18 protein-coding genes are annotated in these 17,257 nt (G+C 49.0%); all 18 read right to left on the bottom strand.

Features of this window, described 5'->3' with window-relative positions:
• Positions 1 to 126: 126 nt before the first annotated feature.
• Positions 127 to 879 carry a tRNA (guanosine(37)-N1)-methyltransferase TrmD gene (gene trmD / locus ACIFQN_RS19140; protein WP_429834614.1) on the bottom strand — a complete coding sequence of 251 codons (753 nt, stop codon included), beginning with the start codon at positions 877 to 879 and terminating at the stop codon, positions 127 to 129.
• Between the two features lie 15 nt (positions 880 to 894).
• The gene (rimM, locus tag ACIFQN_RS19145; protein WP_429834615.1) at positions 895 to 1,413 is read right to left on the bottom strand and encodes a ribosome maturation factor RimM; all 519 of its coding nucleotides are present in this window, start codon (positions 1,411 to 1,413) and stop codon (positions 895 to 897) included.
• 36 nt (positions 1,414 to 1,449) lie between these two features.
• Positions 1,450 to 1,860 (bottom strand): YlqD family protein, encoded by a 411-nt coding sequence (locus ACIFQN_RS19150; RefSeq protein ID WP_429834616.1) that lies wholly within the window; start codon positions 1,858 to 1,860, stop codon positions 1,450 to 1,452.
• Between the two features lie 85 nt (positions 1,861 to 1,945).
• A complete protein-coding gene (locus tag ACIFQN_RS19155) occupies positions 1,946 to 2,173 on the bottom strand; it encodes a KH domain-containing protein (RefSeq protein ID WP_005834320.1) in 228 nt (75 codons plus the stop codon).
• A gap of 23 nt (positions 2,174 to 2,196) precedes the next feature.
• The gene (gene rpsP / locus ACIFQN_RS19160) at positions 2,197 to 2,469 is read right to left on the bottom strand and encodes a 30S ribosomal protein S16 (protein ID WP_092266620.1); all 273 of its coding nucleotides are present in this window, start codon (positions 2,467 to 2,469) and stop codon (positions 2,197 to 2,199) included.
• Positions 2,470 to 2,579: 110 nt separating this feature from the next.
• On the bottom strand, positions 2,580 to 3,995 hold the full coding sequence (gene ffh, locus ACIFQN_RS19165; RefSeq protein ID WP_429834617.1) for a signal recognition particle protein: 1,416 nt from the start codon (positions 3,993 to 3,995) through the stop codon (positions 2,580 to 2,582).
• A gap of 10 nt (positions 3,996 to 4,005) precedes the next feature.
• Positions 4,006 to 4,344, bottom strand: coding sequence for a putative DNA-binding protein (locus ACIFQN_RS19170; protein WP_429834618.1), 339 nt, complete (start codon positions 4,342 to 4,344; stop codon positions 4,006 to 4,008).
• A gap of 143 nt (positions 4,345 to 4,487) precedes the next feature.
• Positions 4,488 to 5,495: a signal recognition particle-docking protein FtsY gene (gene ftsY / locus ACIFQN_RS19175; protein WP_429834619.1), complete on the bottom strand. Its 1,008-nt coding sequence runs from the start codon at positions 5,493 to 5,495 to the stop codon at positions 4,488 to 4,490.
• A gap of 44 nt (positions 5,496 to 5,539) precedes the next feature.
• The gene (smc, locus tag ACIFQN_RS19180; protein ID WP_429834620.1) at positions 5,540 to 9,112 is read right to left on the bottom strand and encodes a chromosome segregation protein SMC; all 3,573 of its coding nucleotides are present in this window, start codon (positions 9,110 to 9,112) and stop codon (positions 5,540 to 5,542) included.
• A gap of 276 nt (positions 9,113 to 9,388) precedes the next feature.
• Positions 9,389 to 10,075 (bottom strand): ribonuclease III, encoded by a 687-nt coding sequence (gene rnc, locus ACIFQN_RS19185; RefSeq protein WP_429834621.1) that lies wholly within the window; start codon positions 10,073 to 10,075, stop codon positions 9,389 to 9,391.
• A 54-nt stretch (positions 10,076 to 10,129) separates the two neighbouring features.
• Positions 10,130 to 11,371 carry a beta-ketoacyl-ACP synthase II gene (fabF, locus tag ACIFQN_RS19190; RefSeq protein ID WP_429834622.1) on the bottom strand — a complete coding sequence of 414 codons (1,242 nt, stop codon included), beginning with the start codon at positions 11,369 to 11,371 and terminating at the stop codon, positions 10,130 to 10,132.
• Between the two features lie 135 nt (positions 11,372 to 11,506).
• The gene (acpP, locus tag ACIFQN_RS19195) at positions 11,507 to 11,740 is read right to left on the bottom strand and encodes an acyl carrier protein (RefSeq protein ID WP_049738730.1); all 234 of its coding nucleotides are present in this window, start codon (positions 11,738 to 11,740) and stop codon (positions 11,507 to 11,509) included.
• A gap of 91 nt (positions 11,741 to 11,831) precedes the next feature.
• Positions 11,832 to 12,572 carry a 3-oxoacyl-[acyl-carrier-protein] reductase gene (gene fabG, locus ACIFQN_RS19200; protein WP_429834623.1) on the bottom strand — a complete coding sequence of 247 codons (741 nt, stop codon included), beginning with the start codon at positions 12,570 to 12,572 and terminating at the stop codon, positions 11,832 to 11,834.
• A complete protein-coding gene (gene fabD, locus ACIFQN_RS19205; protein ID WP_429834624.1) occupies positions 12,566 to 13,516 on the bottom strand; it encodes an ACP S-malonyltransferase in 951 nt (316 codons plus the stop codon). The genes fabG and fabD overlap by 7 nt, the downstream gene beginning before the upstream one ends.
• Positions 13,516 to 14,535 carry a beta-ketoacyl-ACP synthase III gene (locus tag ACIFQN_RS19210; protein WP_429834917.1) on the bottom strand — a complete coding sequence of 340 codons (1,020 nt, stop codon included), beginning with the start codon at positions 14,533 to 14,535 and terminating at the stop codon, positions 13,516 to 13,518. The genes fabD and ACIFQN_RS19210 overlap by 1 nt, the downstream gene beginning before the upstream one ends.
• Positions 14,536 to 14,540: 5 nt before the next feature.
• The gene (plsX, locus tag ACIFQN_RS19215) at positions 14,541 to 15,545 is read right to left on the bottom strand and encodes a phosphate acyltransferase PlsX (RefSeq protein ID WP_429834625.1); all 1,005 of its coding nucleotides are present in this window, start codon (positions 15,543 to 15,545) and stop codon (positions 14,541 to 14,543) included.
• A 20-nt stretch (positions 15,546 to 15,565) separates the two neighbouring features.
• On the bottom strand, positions 15,566 to 16,150 hold the full coding sequence (gene fapR / locus ACIFQN_RS19220; RefSeq protein ID WP_429834626.1) for a transcription factor FapR: 585 nt from the start codon (positions 16,148 to 16,150) through the stop codon (positions 15,566 to 15,568).
• A gap of 125 nt (positions 16,151 to 16,275) precedes the next feature.
• Entirely contained in the window at positions 16,276 to 17,244 is a 969-nt protein-coding gene (locus ACIFQN_RS19225) for an ABC transporter ATP-binding protein (RefSeq protein WP_429834627.1), read from the bottom strand.
• Positions 17,245 to 17,257: the final 13 nt, after the last annotated feature.

Genomic DNA, 17,257 nt, shown 5'->3' on the forward strand with positions numbered 1-17,257 from the left:
GTTCTTACTCGTCTATCCAATAGGCTCAGTCATAACTGAGTTACGAGTAGCGGACCGCCTTAGTCAGCGGGCAAAATTGCCACAAGAGATATATTAACACAGTGGGCGAAAAACCACAAGGAGGTTCTACGATTTGTCCTCCCATTTTTTCTCTTGCTCCAGTTCGGCCAGCAGCTTTTTCATTTCAGTGGTCAGCTCCAGCTTATCCAGCAGATCTGGTCTGCGTTCACTCGTTCTCCTCAGTGATTCTTTGAGACGCCAGGTTTCAATATTGGCATGGTGTCCAGACAGCAACACATCTGGTACTTTCCAACCACGATATTCGGCTGGTCTGGTGTAATGCGGGTATTCGAGCAGCCCAGTAGAAAATGAGTCTTCTACTGCAGATGTCTGGTTTCCCAATGCTCCCGGCTGCAGACGAACGACACTGTCAATGACAACCATGGCAGCCAGCTCGCCGCCAGTCAGTACGTAATCGCCAATGGAAATCTCATCGGTAACCAGATGCTCACGAATGCGCTCATCGTACCCCTCATAGTGTCCGCAAATAAAGACCAGGTGTTCCTCCTTAGCTAACTCTTCTGCGAGCTTTTGATGATACGGGACGCCCTGTGGACACATGAGGATGACACGAGGTTTTTTGTCTTTGTCGGTAGCCATAGATTCTACAGCCCTAAACAATGGCTCTGGCTTTAACACCATTCCACCGCCGCCACCGTACGGCGTATCATCTACTGTTCCGTGTTTGCTTTCTGAGAAATCGCGAAAATTATGGACGTGAAAGTCCGCAATCTCCTTTTCGCTCGCTTTTCCCAAGATACTACTAGACAGAACTGGGGTAACCATCTCTGGAAACAATGTAAGAATATCAATCCGCATCTGACACTCTCCTCCCTACAGCAATCCTTCCATCAGATGACAGATGACTCGCTTGTTCGCGATATCTACTTTCTTGATGCAATCATCGATGTAGGGGAGCAGGATTTCGCCGCGTTTTCCTTTCACTACCCAGACATCGTTAGCACCGGGCTGTATGACATCCACAATCTTGCCCAGCTCTTCCCCTTCGTCTGTCACGACATCGCATCCGACGAGCTGATGGATGTAAAACTCATCCTCTTCAAGCTCCATGAGCGCATCCTCGGGGATTTTCAGCTCTCCACCCTTGTACTTCTCGATATCATTAATATTGCTGTATCCATGAAAGCTCAAAACCTCAAAGCCCTTATGAGAACGGCGTGTTGCGATTTTCAGTTTTAATGGCTCCGATAGCGACGGATGAAACAAAAACAGCTCATTCCCTTTGCGAAAACGTTGATCGGGGAAATCCGTCGTAGGCGTAACCCTTACTTCTCCGCGCAGCCCGTGGGTATTTACGAGCCTGCCTACACCAAAATAGTTTTTCTGATCCAAGGAACATGCCTCCTTTTTACGTACCAGCCAGCGAGCTCAAGTTTTTTGACGTATCTCATGAACACGGCCATCTTTTAACATGATTTCCGTTCCTGCCATCTTTTCATCCCAAATATCGCCTACTTGAATCGTCACGGGGCTTTGGATAGTCTGATAATCCAACTCGCTGCCCACAGGCAGGTTTTCCACCTGATCGAGCTGCAGCGTTAGATTCTCTATTTTTTCTTTGCGCAAACGTTCTTCCCGAGCGATTTTCTCTTGCGCTAGTGCATATGTATCCGCAGACTTTTTTCTCGCATCAGCCAGTATTTTTTTGGCTTGAAACTGCCACTGCTCCCATTCCTCATTGCGCTGTTGCAGTTGGTTTCTGTACTGAGCTACGAGCACGGCACGAGACGCTTCCGTCATGATGATCTTGACCTGTACCGAACGAAAAATCGTGAGCATTATCAAGCACTCCTTTACGCGCAAGAGTTATCCCAAACGCGCAAAAATACGTAGAAAAAAGACTGGGAAAGCTCCCAGCCTTTTCTCAAACAATCTCAACCGTGACACGCTTGTCCGTTTCCACGGAAGCCGCCATCACGACCGTGCGCAGTGCCTTGGCAATCCGTCCTTGCTTGCCGATGATCTTCCCCATATCATCAGGGTGAACCGACAACTCAAAGACGAGAGTGCGCTCTTTATCCACTGCGTTAACACGAACCTCATTCGGATGATCGACGAGAGCTTTAGCGATCGTTTCGACCAGCGCTTTCATCATCAGACCCCCAGATGATCGACTTATTTGCCGTATTTGGTTTCGTGTACTTTTGCCATTACGCCTTCTTTGGAGAGAAGGTTACGAACGGTATCAGTCGGAGCTGCACCATTCAGGATCCATTGTACCGCTTTTTCGGTATCAATTTTCACCACTGCCGGTTGTGCAACCGGATTGTAGTAACCGATTTCTTCAATGAAACGGCCATCGCGAGGGGAACGAGAGTCAGCTACTACTACACGGTAGAAAGGAGCTTTCTTGGAACCCATACGCTTCAGACGGATTTTAACTGCCATGTTGTGTCACCTCCTGTATGGATCAACGCAAGTTACACTAGCGTTGGTGCTACTATATCTGAACCATCGCATCCACTGACAAGTCAGCGTCGCGAAGAGATCATGCCTTTTTACTTGAACGGTGGTTTAAAGTTAAAGGGAAAGTTCATGCCGCCTTGGTTGTTTCCTCCGCCTTTACCCATGAATGGTAGACCAGCGAAGCCCTTTTTCTTCGACTTCTTGACCATTTTGTCAGCAGCGCCAGAGAATTGCTTCATCATTTTCTTCATTTCCTCGAATTGCTTGAGGAAACGATTCACTTCCTGAATGCTTGTTCCGCTACCGCTTGCAATACGCTTGCGTCGGTTGGCGTTGAGAAGATCAGGATTGGCGCGCTCCGCTTTGGTCATGGATTTGGCGATCGCTTCCACTCGGGCAATCTGCTTCTCGTCCACGTTCATTTTGCCCTTCATCTTGTTCATTCCTGGCAACATCCCGAGAATGTCTTCGAAGGGACCTAGATTGCGAAGCTGCTGCATGGAATCCAAGAACATGTCAAAGGAAAACTCACCTTGACGCATTTGGCGTTCCATATCGCGTGCTTTGTCTTCATCGACGGATGCCTGAGCTTTTTCAATCAGGCTGAGCACGTCACCCATACCGAGGATACGGGAGGCCATGCGATCCGGATGAAACGGTTCAAGCGCATCCAGTTTTTCACCCATCGCCGCGAATTTGATCGGCTTGCCAGTGACAGCTTTTACGGAAAGTGCCGCACCGCCCCTGGTATCGCCATCGAGCTTGGTGAGAACCACACCAGTCAATTCGAGCTGGCTGTTAAAGCTCTCTGCCACATTGACGGCATCTTGACCAGTCATCGCATCCACAACCAAGAGAATCTCATCAGGCTTGGTTACGTCGCGAATCTGTTTCAACTCGTCCATCAGTGCCTCGTCAATGTGCAGGCGACCTGCCGTATCGATGATGACTACGTCGAGATGATTCGTTTTCGCGTGGTCGATTGCCTGCCGAGCGATATCGACTGGACTGACTTGATCACCGAGAGTGAAGACGGGAACATTCAGCTGATCCCCTAAAACTTGAAGCTGTTTAATCGCAGCAGGACGATAGATGTCCCCCGCTACCAAAAGCGGCTTCTTGTTTTGCTTTTGCAAATGCTTGGCCAGCTTACCGGTCGTAGTCGTTTTACCTGCACCTTGCAGACCTGCCATCATAATGACGGTCGGCGGTCGGTTCGCCATCGTAAGCCCGGCCACGCTGCCACCCATCAGGGCGACAAGCTCCTCATTTACGATCTTGATCACCATTTGACCAGGTGTCAGGCTTTTCATGACTTCCTGACCGACAGCGCGCTCCTTGACACGAGCTACGAAGTCTTTTACTACTTTAAAGTTAACGTCTGCTTCCAACAGGGCCAGGCGTACTTCACGCATCGCTTCATTGACGATGGTTTCGTCAATCTTTCCTCTGCCGCGCAGTTTGTCAAATGCGTTCTGCAGCCGATTGGCTAAGCTCTCAAACGCCATACGAGCCCTCCTAATCCATCTCTGACAGTTGGTGGAGCAAAGTGTTCAGCTCGTCTCTCGTCCCGCCTTCCGCAAGCCCTTCTACAAGCTCGGTCATTCGGTTCAGTACAGCCATCCGATTCTCATGACGCTCTGCGAGACGAAGCTTCTGATCGTACTCAAACAGCTGCTTCTCTGCCCGCTTGATATGGTCATAAACAGCTTGGCGACTTACCTCGTGCATCTCGGCAATTTCTCCGAGCGATAAATCATCCAGGTAATAAAGCTCCAGATATTCTCGCTGCTTGCCCTTGAGTAGCGGCGCGTAAAAGTCAAACAAGAGATTGACTTGATTGGTCTTTTCTAACATGAAACCAATCCTTTGCTATGAGGTACTCGATTCAAATCTGTAAAGACTTTTTCTTTACAGCACGTAGATTATAGTACCTAATTCCACACCTAGTGTCAAGGTTTTTTATTGACATCATTTTTTTATTTTGGTTCTACTTGATTTTATCCGTTTTCTTGGGCTTTCGTCTCTTCATTTTGAATCAATCCAGCAAACAATGCATGTACAAATTGCTCAGGATCAAATTGCTGCAAGTCATCCATTCGCTCGCCAAGCCCTACATATTTTACTGGGATATTCAGCTCATTACGAATGGCGATGACGATACCGCCCTTCGCCGTGCCATCCAGCTTGGTCAGCACAAGACCGCTTACGCCTGCCGATTGACCAAAAGTCTTTGCCTGGGACAGCGCGTTTTGTCCGGTTGTAGCATCTAACACCAGGAGAACTTCGTGCGGAGCGCCAGGCAGTTCTCTTTGCAGAACGCGATGGACCTTGGCCAGCTCCTCCATGAGGTTCACTTTGTTTTGCAAGCGGCCCGCTGTATCGCACAACAACACGTCAACCTGACGAGATTTGGCAGCCTGGACCGCGTCGTAAATGACAGCTGCCGGATCAGAGCCCTGCTGCTGCTTGATCACGTCTACGCCGACACGCTCACCCCAAACTTCCAGCTGCTCAATCGCGGCGGCACGGAATGTATCTCCTGCTGCGAGCAGAACTTTTTTCCCTTGCTGCTTGAACATATGCGCCATTTTTCCGATCGTGGTCGTCTTTCCTACCCCATTGACCCCTACGAACAAAATAACATTTACACGACCGTCTTGTACATTTAGCTCGGTATCCGCCGCCTCGTCGTTCTTCAATAAAGCAACCAGTTTTTCAGAGAGAATCGGCTGAAGATCAATCGCATCTTCGATTTTTTGCTTGCGCACTTCTGTGCGAAGGTCGTCAATCAGCTCCATCACCGTATTGACTCCGACATCAGAAGTAATCAAGATTTCTTCTAATTCATCAAAGAAGTCATCATCAATTTTTTTATAGCGACGAACCAAATCCTCTACTTTTTCGACTAAAAGGTCTCTCGTCTTGGCTAGTCCGTCGGTAAATTTTTTTGTAACATCTTCTGATTTTTGTACGATCGCGTCACGCAGGCGCTTGAAAAAACTCATGTCCATCTTCCTTTGCAGGTAATGTCGGTTGAAAAAGAGAATGACTACGATGCTGATTCAATAAATTTGTCGCTATCCTCCAGCTTCACAGAAACTAGCTTGGAGACACCGCCCTCTTGCATCGTAATCCCGTATAACACGTCAGCGGACTCCATTGTTCCTTTGCGATGAGTTACGCAAATAAACTGTGTTTGGCTGCTAAAATGGTGCATGTACTCGGCAAAGCGGTTGACGTTGGCCTCATCCAGAGCCGCTTCCACCTCATCCAGCACACAGAAAGGAACAGGCTTGACGCGCAGAATGGCAAATAACAGGGCCATTGCCGTCAAGGCTCGCTCACCGCCTGAGAGCAGCGCCAGATTTTGCAGTTTTTTACCCGGAGGCTGAGCCACAATATCAATCCCGGTCTCCAGCAGATTATCCGGATTGGACAATACGAGATCCGCACGTCCTCCTCCAAACAATTGGACAAACACATCGCGGAACTGCAGGGAAATCGCATCAAATGTCTCTTTGAAGCGCCTAGACATTTCCACGTCCATTTCTTGAATGACCTGGTACAGCATGTCTTTCGCTTCGTTCAAATCGTCTTCCTGCGAGCTTAGGAACTGCTGACGCTCTGACAGTCGCTCATATTCTTCGATGGCTCCCAGATTCACGGTACCCAAGGAACCAATCTGCTTTTTGAGACGGTTGACGATTTGCATTTCGTCTGCAATTTCCCCACGAGCAGGGTACTTTTGTTTAGCCAGATCGTAGCTCATTTCGTATTCTTCGGAGAGTTTGTGGAGCAGATGATCCAGTTCTACCTCATTGCGGTTTACCTTCACTTCTTCCTGGTGCAGCTTCTCCTCAAGCGATTTGACCTCGCGACGAATTTCCTTTACTTGCTGTTCCAGTTGTTCCTGTTTGTAGAAAAGAGTAGCTCGTTCATTGCGACGCTCAGAAATCAAGCCGGCCACCCGGTCTTTGTCCTGACGTAATTCTGCAATTCGCGAGTCCAGGTGAGCTCCCGATGATTCGTTTGTACGTTCCAGTTCGTCAAACGATGCTAAATTCTCGTTTTGCTCTTCCCATTCCCGCTGCAACAAACCTTTTTGCTCGCCCAATCGCTCCGTCTGTTCCAGGCGGGATTGATATTCTTGCTTGACCTGTGCGTTCAACACCTTGAGACTCGTGATTTTTTCATTCATCTCTTCTTTGGATTCGAGCTGTTCTTGACGCTTGGCTTCCGCGGCTGCAACCTGGGCAGAGAGTTCCTTTTCCTCTTGGTCCATGGTAGCTAAAGAGGCTTGGAGCTCCTCTTGCCTGCGAAGAGCTTCTTCCATTTCCCGCCTGTAGCCAGCGATATCTTGTTCGACCAGCTTCGTACGCTCGCCGAGTGAACGACCTTCTGCTTCGGTTTGTTGCAAAAGCCCTTTTACTTCCTGTTCTTTCAAACGCAAGGTCTCGCCTTCCGACCGCAGCGCTTCCTGCTCTTGTTCCATTTGGTCAAGCTCTTTGGCTAGCTGTTCGATACGGGTAGTATGTCCAGAAATTTCCTGATCGATATCCCCCATCTGCGCTTCCAGTTCTTCTGCTTGGCGATTTCGCCCCAACAGGTTGGTGCTATTTTTTTTGAGCGCGCCCCCTGTCATCGAACCGCCTGCATTCACGATGTCCCCTTCGAGAGTGACGACGCGATACCGATAACTGAGTGTACGGGCGACCTTGTTGGCTTGCTCCAGCGTCTCCGTTACGATCACGTTACCGAGCAGCGCTTCCAGGATCGGGCGATAAGTAGCGTCAAATGACACCAGCTCGCTCGCGATACCGATGACGCCTGTTTCCTTAGTCAGTTGTCGTTTATCATCTGCAGCTAAATTACGCGCCCGTATGACATCAAGTGGCAAAAATGTAGCACGCCCCGCATTGTGTTGTTTCAAGTACGTGATGGCAGAGCGTCCTGCCGCTTCGTTTTCCACAACGACATTTTGCAGAGCACCACCGAGTGCTACCTCCAAGGCAGTCTCATATTGCTTGGGAACAACGACCAGTTCGGCTACTGCACCGTGAATCCCTTTAAATCCGCGCTCCCGAGCCTTGAGGATTTCCTTTACCCCCTGCTGAAACCCGGCAAACTCGGACTGCATTTCTTTTAACAGATCGAAACGGGACTTTGCAGCTTCCCTTTTTTGCTCGTATTGACGAAGCTCCCGGCGTGCGCTCTCCATCCGAGCCTGTCCATCGCGCAGACCATCCATTAGCTGTTTGTAGCGTGTTACGGTCTCCACGATCTTTCGTTCAATGCCCTCTAGCTGCTCTTTTAAGGTAGACAGCTTTTCATGACGCCGCTGCTCCTCCAGATCCAGTTGTTCTTTTCCCGACATCTGACGGTCCAATCTGGCCTGACTCGTCTGGACAAGCTGCTGCTGGTGACGAATCTCGTTGCGTTGATTGGCCATCTCGTTCAGCTTTTCGAAATAATCGCCTTTCAGTCTCTCAACATCATCAGTCAGTGACTGTACCATGGAAAAGAATTGGCCTTCCGCTTCTTGCAACGCTTCATGCGCCTCAGTCATCCTCCGTTTGGCTTCTTGCGCTCGCTCCTGTTCTTCCGTCAGCTCTGACTCCAAAAGGTGCTGCTTTTCCGTAATTCGATGCATCTGCTCCATCGTCTGCTGACGGTTTGCATGCAGATTTCGCATGCGTTCCCGCAAAACTTCCCGTTGCCCCTCTACTTTTTCAGTTTCTTCACTGACTGTGAGCAGGACGTGCTGTAGTTCTTCGATTGACTGGTCGATTTGGGTGACATGAAAACGCGCTTGCTCCAGATCTGCTTCTTGCTTGGTTGCTTCCGACGACTGCCCGACAAGGAGCTCCCGGAGCTCCACCACGCGTTTAGAAGCATCCTCCCATTTGGTGTGTGCGGCTTCTATTTGCTGAACATAGAGGGCAACCTCATGCTCAACCAGCTTCCGATGCAGCTCCTTGTACGTCCTCGCTGTTTCTGCTTGCTCCTGCAAGGGACCGATTTGTTCGCTTATTTCACTTACGATATCGTGGATTCGGACCAGATTTTGTTCCGTATCATCGAGCTTCTTTTCCGCCTCACGCTTGCGGGTCTTGTATTTCACAATTCCAGCAGCCTCTTCAAAAATGCCTCGACGATCTTCCGATTTGGTGCTGAGGATCTCCTCAATTTTCCCTTGGCCAATAATGGAATACGCTTCTTTTCCCAAGCCCGTATCCATAAACAGCTCCATAATATCTTTTAAACGGCATGATCTGTTGTTTATGTAATACTCACTATCCCCAGAGCGATAGACTCGGCGTGTCACGGAGACTTCCGAATATTCCATGTCGAGGGAGCGATCCGTATTGTCCAATGTTAGCGTTACTTCAGCAAAGTTCACCGGCTTGCGTGTATCGCTGCCAGCAAAAATTATATCTTCCATCTTCGCCCCACGAAGCGATTTGGCACTCTGTTCACCCAGTACCCAGCGGATCGAATCGGAGACGTTGCTTTTTCCGCTCCCGTTCGGACCTACAACCGCTGTTACCCCCGGCACAAATTCCAACTCCGTCCGGTCGGCAAAGGACTTGAATCCTGCCAGTTCCAGGCGTTTCAAATACATACTGACGGTCCTCCTTAAGAACGCATCCTCACCACATAACAATAGAAGTGACGGTGAAAGTCTCATCATCCATTGGTGTCATCTGGATCGAATGTTACCCGAAAAGAAGCCCCTGCATCGAACAGGAGCTACTCCACTACGAGCATACTTGATCATATCGAAATAAGTGTATCATAGAAGGCTTCGTCACGCAGTAATTTCCCTATGTTTACAGCCAAAAATGGCGAAAGCCGCACCATCTTTTCACAGATGATGCAGCCTCCCTTGTTCGTTCTATCATTTATCGCCCAGAATCACTAGCGCACGCGCAGCGGCTTGCTGTTCCGCTTCTTTTTTGGAGCGGCCAGAGCCGATGCCAAGCGAACGGTTATTTAAAAGAACTTCGGACACGAATTCTCGATTATGAGCCGGTCCTTTTTCTTCGACGATTCGATACTGGATGTCTCCCAGATTGTCCTGTTGAACAAATTCCTGCAACTGGCTCTTGAAGTCGGTTACCTGGGCAAACTCTCCCTTATCTACCCTGGGATAGACGTATTTTTCCATAAAGGAGAAAACAGCGTCTACTCCCTGATCTAAATAGAGTGCACCTACAAATGCTTCAAAAACGTCCGCTAGCAAGGCTGGTCGCTGTCGGCCACCCGTCAGCTCTTCCCCTTTTCCCAGCAAAACGAGATCGCCAAAATTCAGCAGTTCGGCAAATTTAACCAGAGACGGTTCGCAGACGATGGCCGCTCGCAGTTTTGTCATTTCCCCTTCACTCATTTTGGGAAATGTCTTATACAGAAACTGTGATACAGTCAACTCCAAAACGGCATCACCTAAAAACTCCAGCCGCTCATTGTCAGATATCCGTTTGCCTCGTTGCTCGTTCACGTAGGAAGAATGGGTGAATGCTTGCCGCAAAACGCTTTCATCATGAAAGCGTACTCCGATTTTTTCTTGCAGCTGTGCAAAACTCATCACCCTCACCACCGTTCCAGGAGACTGCCTACTTTTCCTCACAGTAGGACTCATTTATGCTTCGTAACGCTTAAGGACAACCGTTGCATTATGACCGCCGAATCCAAATGTATTGGAAACAGCTACATTGACGGTCGCCCGACGCGCATGGTTGGGAACATAATCAAGATCGCATTCTGGATCAGGATTTTCCAGGTTGATGGTAGGCGGCAGGATTTGATCACGCAGTGCGTATGCAGAGGCGATCGCCTCAATTCCGCCTGTTGCTCCAAGCAAATGTCCTGTCATGGATTTGGTGGAGCTGACAGCCAGCTTGTAAGCGTGTTCACCAAAAACGGCCTTGATCGCTTGCGTCTCAGCAATATCGCCTTGGTCCGTAGAAGTACCATGTGCATTAATATAATCAACTTCGGCAGGATCAATGCCAGCATCTTTCAATGCGTTTGTCATGCAACGCGCTGCACCTTCACCACCTGGTGACGGAGACGTAATGTGATGCGCATCCGCGCTCATTCCATATCCAATCACTTCAGCAATGATGTTCGCACCACGCTTTTTCGCGTGTTCCAGCTCTTCCAAAATAACGACGCCGGCACCCTCACCCATCACGAACCCGTCCCGATCTTTATCAAACGGACGGCTTGCTTTTTGTGGATCGTCATTGCGGGTAGACATCGCTTTGGCCGAGCAAAAACCAGCGAATGCCATCGGACGGACAGTCGCTTCCGCTCCACCTGCAATCATGACATCTGCATGATCAAACTGGATCAAACGAAGAGCATCACCAATCGCGTTGGTACCAGTCGCACATGCAGTAATTGCACTGGATGTAGGTCCTTTGGCACCATATTGAATCGATACGGCACCAGATGCCATGTTCGCAATCAGCATGGGGATAAAGAACGGGCTCACACGGCGAGGCCCTTTTTCCAAAAGTACGGAATGCTGATCTTCCCATGTTGACAGACCGCCAATTCCGGACCCGATGTATACACCCACTCGTTCCGCATTTTCTGGCGTGATTTCCAGTTTTGCGTCTTCTACTGCCATTTTGGCAGCTGCCAAACCAAACTGAACGAATCGGTCTGTACGTCGTATTTCTTTTTTGTCCATATACAGCTCGGGATCAAAATCCTTCACTTCTCCCGCAATCTGTGTTGGATAATCAGAGGCGTCAAACGCAGTCAGGCGGTCAATGCCTGATTTGCCTTCCATTAAGCTGTTCCAGAAGGTCTGCGCGTCATTTCCCACCGGGGAGACAACACCAACGCCAGTTATCACCACTCTTCGTTTCATTACGATCACCTCTATATGAAAGTCAGCAGCCAGCTTCTTACTTCACGCGTCTAACAAAAGTAACAGTGAATGGTATGTACTAAGCGATAATTGAAGGAGAAGTCCCGTAGAGTACGGGACTTCCAACTGATTTATCTACTTCTGAGATTCTATGTATTTTACAACCTCACCAACAGAAGTGATCTTTTCAGCATCTTCGTCAGAAATCTCTAAATCAAACTCGTCTTCGAGTTCCATTACGAGTTCTACTACATCCAGGGAGTCAGCGCCCAGGTCTTCTTTGAAAGAAGCTTCCAAAGTAATCTTGGACTCATCTACACCCAGACGATCGACGATGATTTTCTTCACACGCTCCAATGTATCTGCCATCTTGCTTCACCCCCTCTCCCGTATTATAGTGGATGAGCTTTGAAAAAACCAGTTCGTAGGAAACAAGACTTGAACTTCTTCTCAAAGATTTTTACATGTACATGCCGCCATCTACATGCAATGTCTGACCTGTCATGTAGTTCGCTGCATCAGAAGCGAGGAACAACACGACAGAAGCGATATCATCCGTTTGACCCAAGCGGGCCAAAGGAATTTGACTCACCAAGCCTGCCTTTACATCCTCAGGCAAAACGGCCGTCATTTCCGTATCAATAAAGCCAGGGGCTACAGCGTTCACGGTGATGCCACGGCTAGCCAGCTCGCGCGCCGCTGTTTTGGTAAGACCGATTACACCTGCTTTAGCGGCTACGTAGTTAGCCTGACCCGCATTGCCGAGTACCCCAACAACCGAAGTGATATTAATAATCTTGCCAGAACGCTGCTTCATCATCGGACGAGTCGCTGCTTTCAAGCAGTTAAATACGCCCTTCAGATTTGTAGCGATGACATCATCCCACTCTTCTTCTTTCATTCGCATCAGCAAATTATCGCGTGTAATCCCTGCGTTATTTACAAGAATGTCAATGGCTCCAAAATGATCAAGCGCCGCTTTGAACATATCATTGACATCATCCGTAGAAGATACATTGGCGCGAATTGTGATTGCATCGCGACCCATTTCCTTGATGAGTGCAACTGTTTCGCTGGCGGCGGCTTCACTACCTGCGTAGTTCACCACAACATTCGCGCCTGCTTCTGCCAGTTTTAGCGCAATCGCACGACCGATGCCGCGCGACGCCCCTGTAACGAGTGCTGTTTTTCCTGCTAGCATAGTACCCCTCCGTTTAAAAGCTCAGTAAGCGAATCCATATCTTGTACAGAAATTATGGTCGTTTCAGAAGACGCTATTTTCTTGATCAAACCAGCCAATACCTTGCCAGGACCGATTTCAACAAAAGTCGTCACACCTTGTTCTACCATCCACTGTACAGAGTCTTCCCACAGTACCGGGGCACAAACTTGCGTGATCAAGCTATCTACAATCGAAGCAGCTTCTTCGACCGGTTTTGCGCTCACATTGGCGACAACAGGTACTTTCGCATTCTGCACAGTCACACCTGCCAGTACGGCTTGCAGCTTGTCAGCGGCAGGCTGCATCAGACTGGAATGGAACGGACCACTTACATTAAGCGGAAGCACCCGTTTTGCTCCTGCTGCCTTCGCTTGTTCACCAGCCAGCTTGACACCCTCTGCCGATCCAGAAATGACGATCTGTCCTGGAGAGTTGAGATTCGCGAGTTGGACCGGGTGACCCGATGCAGTCACTTCTTCACAAACGGCATGAAGTGCGGCACGATCCATATTCAAAACAGCAGCCATTGCCCCCTGTCCAGCCGGAACTGCCTCCTCCATGAATTGTCCACGGGACCTTACTGTTTTTACAGCATCCGCAAATGCCAAAGCTTCTGCTGCAACCAAAGCAGAATATTCGCCCAGGCTATGTCCAGCCACAAAGGCTGGCTTGAAGTCAGGTTGTTTTTCTTTTAAGGCCGCCAAAACAGCGATGCTCGTTGTCAGAATAGCTGGCTGGGTGTTGGCTGTCAGCTTGAGGTCTTCTTCTGGACCTTCGTAGCACAACTGAGAGAGCGAAAAGCCCAGCGCTTCATCTGCCTCTTCAAACACACGGCGCGCGGCCGCTGATTGGTCAGCGAGCGCCTGTCCCATTCCTACGAATTGCGAACCTTGCCCCGGGAAGACAAATGCTACCTTTCCCATTACTTTTCGCTCCCTTCAACGGAAGCAGTCGACCATTTCAAGAGAGACGCTCCCCAAGTCAAACCGCCACCGAAGCCAACGAGGACAATATGATCCCCTTCCTTCACGCGACCTGCTTGCACCGCCTCATCCAGTGCTACAGGGATCGATGCGGAAGACATGTTTCCATAGCGATCGAGGTTGATGGCTACTTTTTCTTCGGACAAACCAAAGCGTTGAACAGCTGCATCGATAATGCGCTTGTTCGCCTGATGTGGGACCAACAGGTCAATTTCTTCTTTAGCGATGCCCGCTTTGGACAATACTGCTTCCGTCGCCGAATTCATGACGCGAACAGCGAATTTGAAGACCTCGCCTCCAGCCATGAAGAGAGTATGTAGATTCTTCTCAACCGATTCGCTGGAAGCAGGAATTCTCGAGCCCCCTGCAGGCTGGCACAAAAGTGGTCCACCTGTACCATCTGCACCCAGCTCGAATGATTGGAAGCCAAAGCCCTCCTTCACTTCACCGATGACTGCTGCTCCTGCTCCATCCCCAAACAGGACGCAAGTATTCCGGTCTTCGTAGTTCGTAATTTTCGAGAGGGTTTCTACCCCTACAACCAAAACATATTTATACATTCCACCTGCAATAAACTGAGTCGCTGTCGTGATTCCATACAAGAAGCCAGTGCAAGCTGCGGATACGTCTAATGCCGACGCGCGCTTTGCCCCTAGTTTTTCCTGCAAGATGCAGGCAGTCGAAGGAAACATCATGTCTGGTGTCACGGTTGCGACAATAATCATATCCAGTTGTTCCGCACTAATTTTCGCGTTTTCCAGCGCTTTTTTTGCTGCTTCAAAAGCAAGGTCAGAAGAAGCCTGTTCCGTAGAACTGATACGTCTTTCGCGGATACCTGTACGCGAAACGATCCATTCGTCTGAGGTATCCACCATTTTTTCCAGATCAAAGTTGGACAACACCCGCTCGGGGGTGTAGGAGCCTGTAGCCAAAATTCCTACTGAACGCTTTCCATTCATCTTCTTCACTCGCTTTCTCTCTTATTTTTCTGTAGCGCCTGTTGAATAATCCCGTTTACGTCCTGACCCACGTACCTGGCCGCACTGGCAATCGCATTTTTTATCGCTTTTTCATCTGATGAACCGTGAGCTTTGATGACTGGACTGCGCAAGCCAAGTAGAGGGGCTCCACCGTATTCCGCATAATCCATGCGCTTTTTGAAGCGAGACAGTCCTGGTTTTAAAATTGCTGCTCCTACCTTATTAATCAGGCTTGAAGTAAACTCCTGCTTCAACTGTGAAAAGATTGTAGAGGCTGCACCCTCGACTGCTTTCAGCAAGACGTTCCCGACAAATCCATCACAGACAAGAACGTCGCATGCTCCTTGCATGACATCGCGAGCTTCGACATTGCCGACAAAGTTCAGATCTGCTACTTTCAACAACGGAAAAACGGCTTTGGTCAATTCATTGCCTTTTCCTTCTTCCGTCCCGACATTAAGTAAGCCCACTTTTGGCCGTTCAAATCCAAGCACACTTTCTGCATACAAACTTCCCATTACAGCGTATTGAAGGAGATGGTGTGGTTTGGCATCCATATTCGCGCCGACATCGAGTGTCAGCGTCACTCTTCCTTTGACATTCGGGATAAAAGCGGCAAGCGCTGGACGTTCAATTCCTTCCATACGACCTGCATAAAGCAACCCAGCAGTCATCAACGCACCTGTATTTCCTGCGGAGATAGCAGCATCCACGATTTTCTCCCGCGCCATCTCCACCGAAACGACCAGCGAAGAATTTTTCTTTCGACGAACAGCTCTCACAGGCTCATCATCTGTTTGAATGACTTCTGACGTATGAACAATTTCAATGTTAACAGGAGTATCCTGCGGCAAATGGCTCCGAATGGCTTGTTCATCCCCCACCAATACCACTGTAATTGACGGGTTTTCTTTGACGGCAGCTATAGCCCCCAGCACCGTACTTCTCGGTGCATGATCGCCACCCATCGCATCCACTGCAATTCGCAACCGTAATTCCTCCTTACCTCTCATCCATGCCGTGTTTGTGACCCTGACATCCCGACTACACGGAAGGTAGCGGTAAAGACCAATTCTCCTTGTACTTTTGTCTCTACACGCACCTTACATTCATCGCCATCACGGCTCCTCACCAGAGCCTTGGCAACCAGTTTTTCGCCAGCCCGCACAGGTCGAACAAAACGAATCCTGGCCGTTGCGGTCAGTGCCACATCTGCATTGATAACTGCCACTGCCAACGAGTTGGCTTGAGCAAATATGTAATGTCCACGAGCAATTTGTGTTCGTGAAAAAACGTGTTCTTCCTTGATTTCCAGTACAGAAATCGCCTGTGAATCGAGCTGCAAGTCAATGATCTCTCCAATGACTTCATCAATTCCCAGTGATTTCACCGGGTCCAGGTTTTTTTCTGCCACCGATTTGATCCGCTCTCTAAGCTCCGGGATGCCTAGCTCTAAACGGTCCAATCGTATTGTTTGAATACTGACTTGAAATAACTCTGCAAGATCCTCGTCCGTCGCAAATGGATTATCCGCCAGCGACTGCACCAAACGGGACTGGCGATCTTTTTTCGGCAAGCGGGCGATGCTCGACACCCCCTAGCAAGATTATGTTTTCTTTTTTATGTTTGCGATCAGTCTTTAATACCTGGTACCAAAAATCAGTATAAGGGAGAAGGCTCTGAATTACAAGTAAAGTTGGCGAAAATAGGTATGCGTCCCTAGCGATACAAACGCTTGATTACCTCTTCAATCCCAGGTTCCTTCATACGAATGTCCAAAGGATCACCCCATTTCACTACTTCCGCCAAGATCCGTGGCGAGGAGGTCTTCCCTTTGTCAAAGTAGATCGACAACTCATTGTCCTCAAGCTCTATTCGCTCTACCCCTTCAATCTCTGCAATTTCCTCGGGCGGTTGCCGATATTCGACCTGAATCATACTCGGCAGCCCGATCATACTGCGCAAATCTTGCATACTCGCATCCACCATCTTCTTTCCATGATTGATCACGATGATCCGATTGCACAGCTGCTCGATGTCATCCATGTCATGCGTCGTCAGAAGAATCGTCTTTTTTTGGGTCTGATTCACCTCCCGCAAGAAGGCTCGAATACGCGTTTTGGCTACCACATCCAGACCAATTGTCGGTTCGTCCAAAAAGAGAATTGGCGGATCGTGCAAGAGAGCAGCTGCCAGGTCCGCTCGCATTCTTTGACCGAGCGAAAGCTTACGCACAGGCGTGTCGAGAAATTCATGCAAATCCAACAGCTCGTGATAAGTATCCATCGAGCGTCGATACCGCTGAGGATTGATTTTGTACATCGCTTGCAAAATTTCAAAGGAATCTCTCACCGGCAGGTCCCACCACAGCTGGGTTCTTTGTCCAAACACAACTCCAATCTGAGAAGCCACCCGGACTCGGTCTTTTTGCGGGCTATATCCTCCAACAAAAATCTTCCCGCGAGTGGGATGAAGAATTCCGGACAGCATTTTTATCGTAGTCGATTTACCTGCACCATTCGGCCCTATATAACCGACGAATTGTCCTTCTTCAATCGTAAATGATATATCATCTACTGCCTTTACTTCCCGCTGCTGGCGAGAAAACAGAGTTCGCAGTGCAGCAAATCTCCCTTCTTTCGGTTGTGTCAGAAAAAAAGATTTTCCGACATGCTCTGCTTTTATCATTGAAAACACCCTC

Source organism: Brevibacillus sp. NRS-1366, assembly GCF_050467985.1.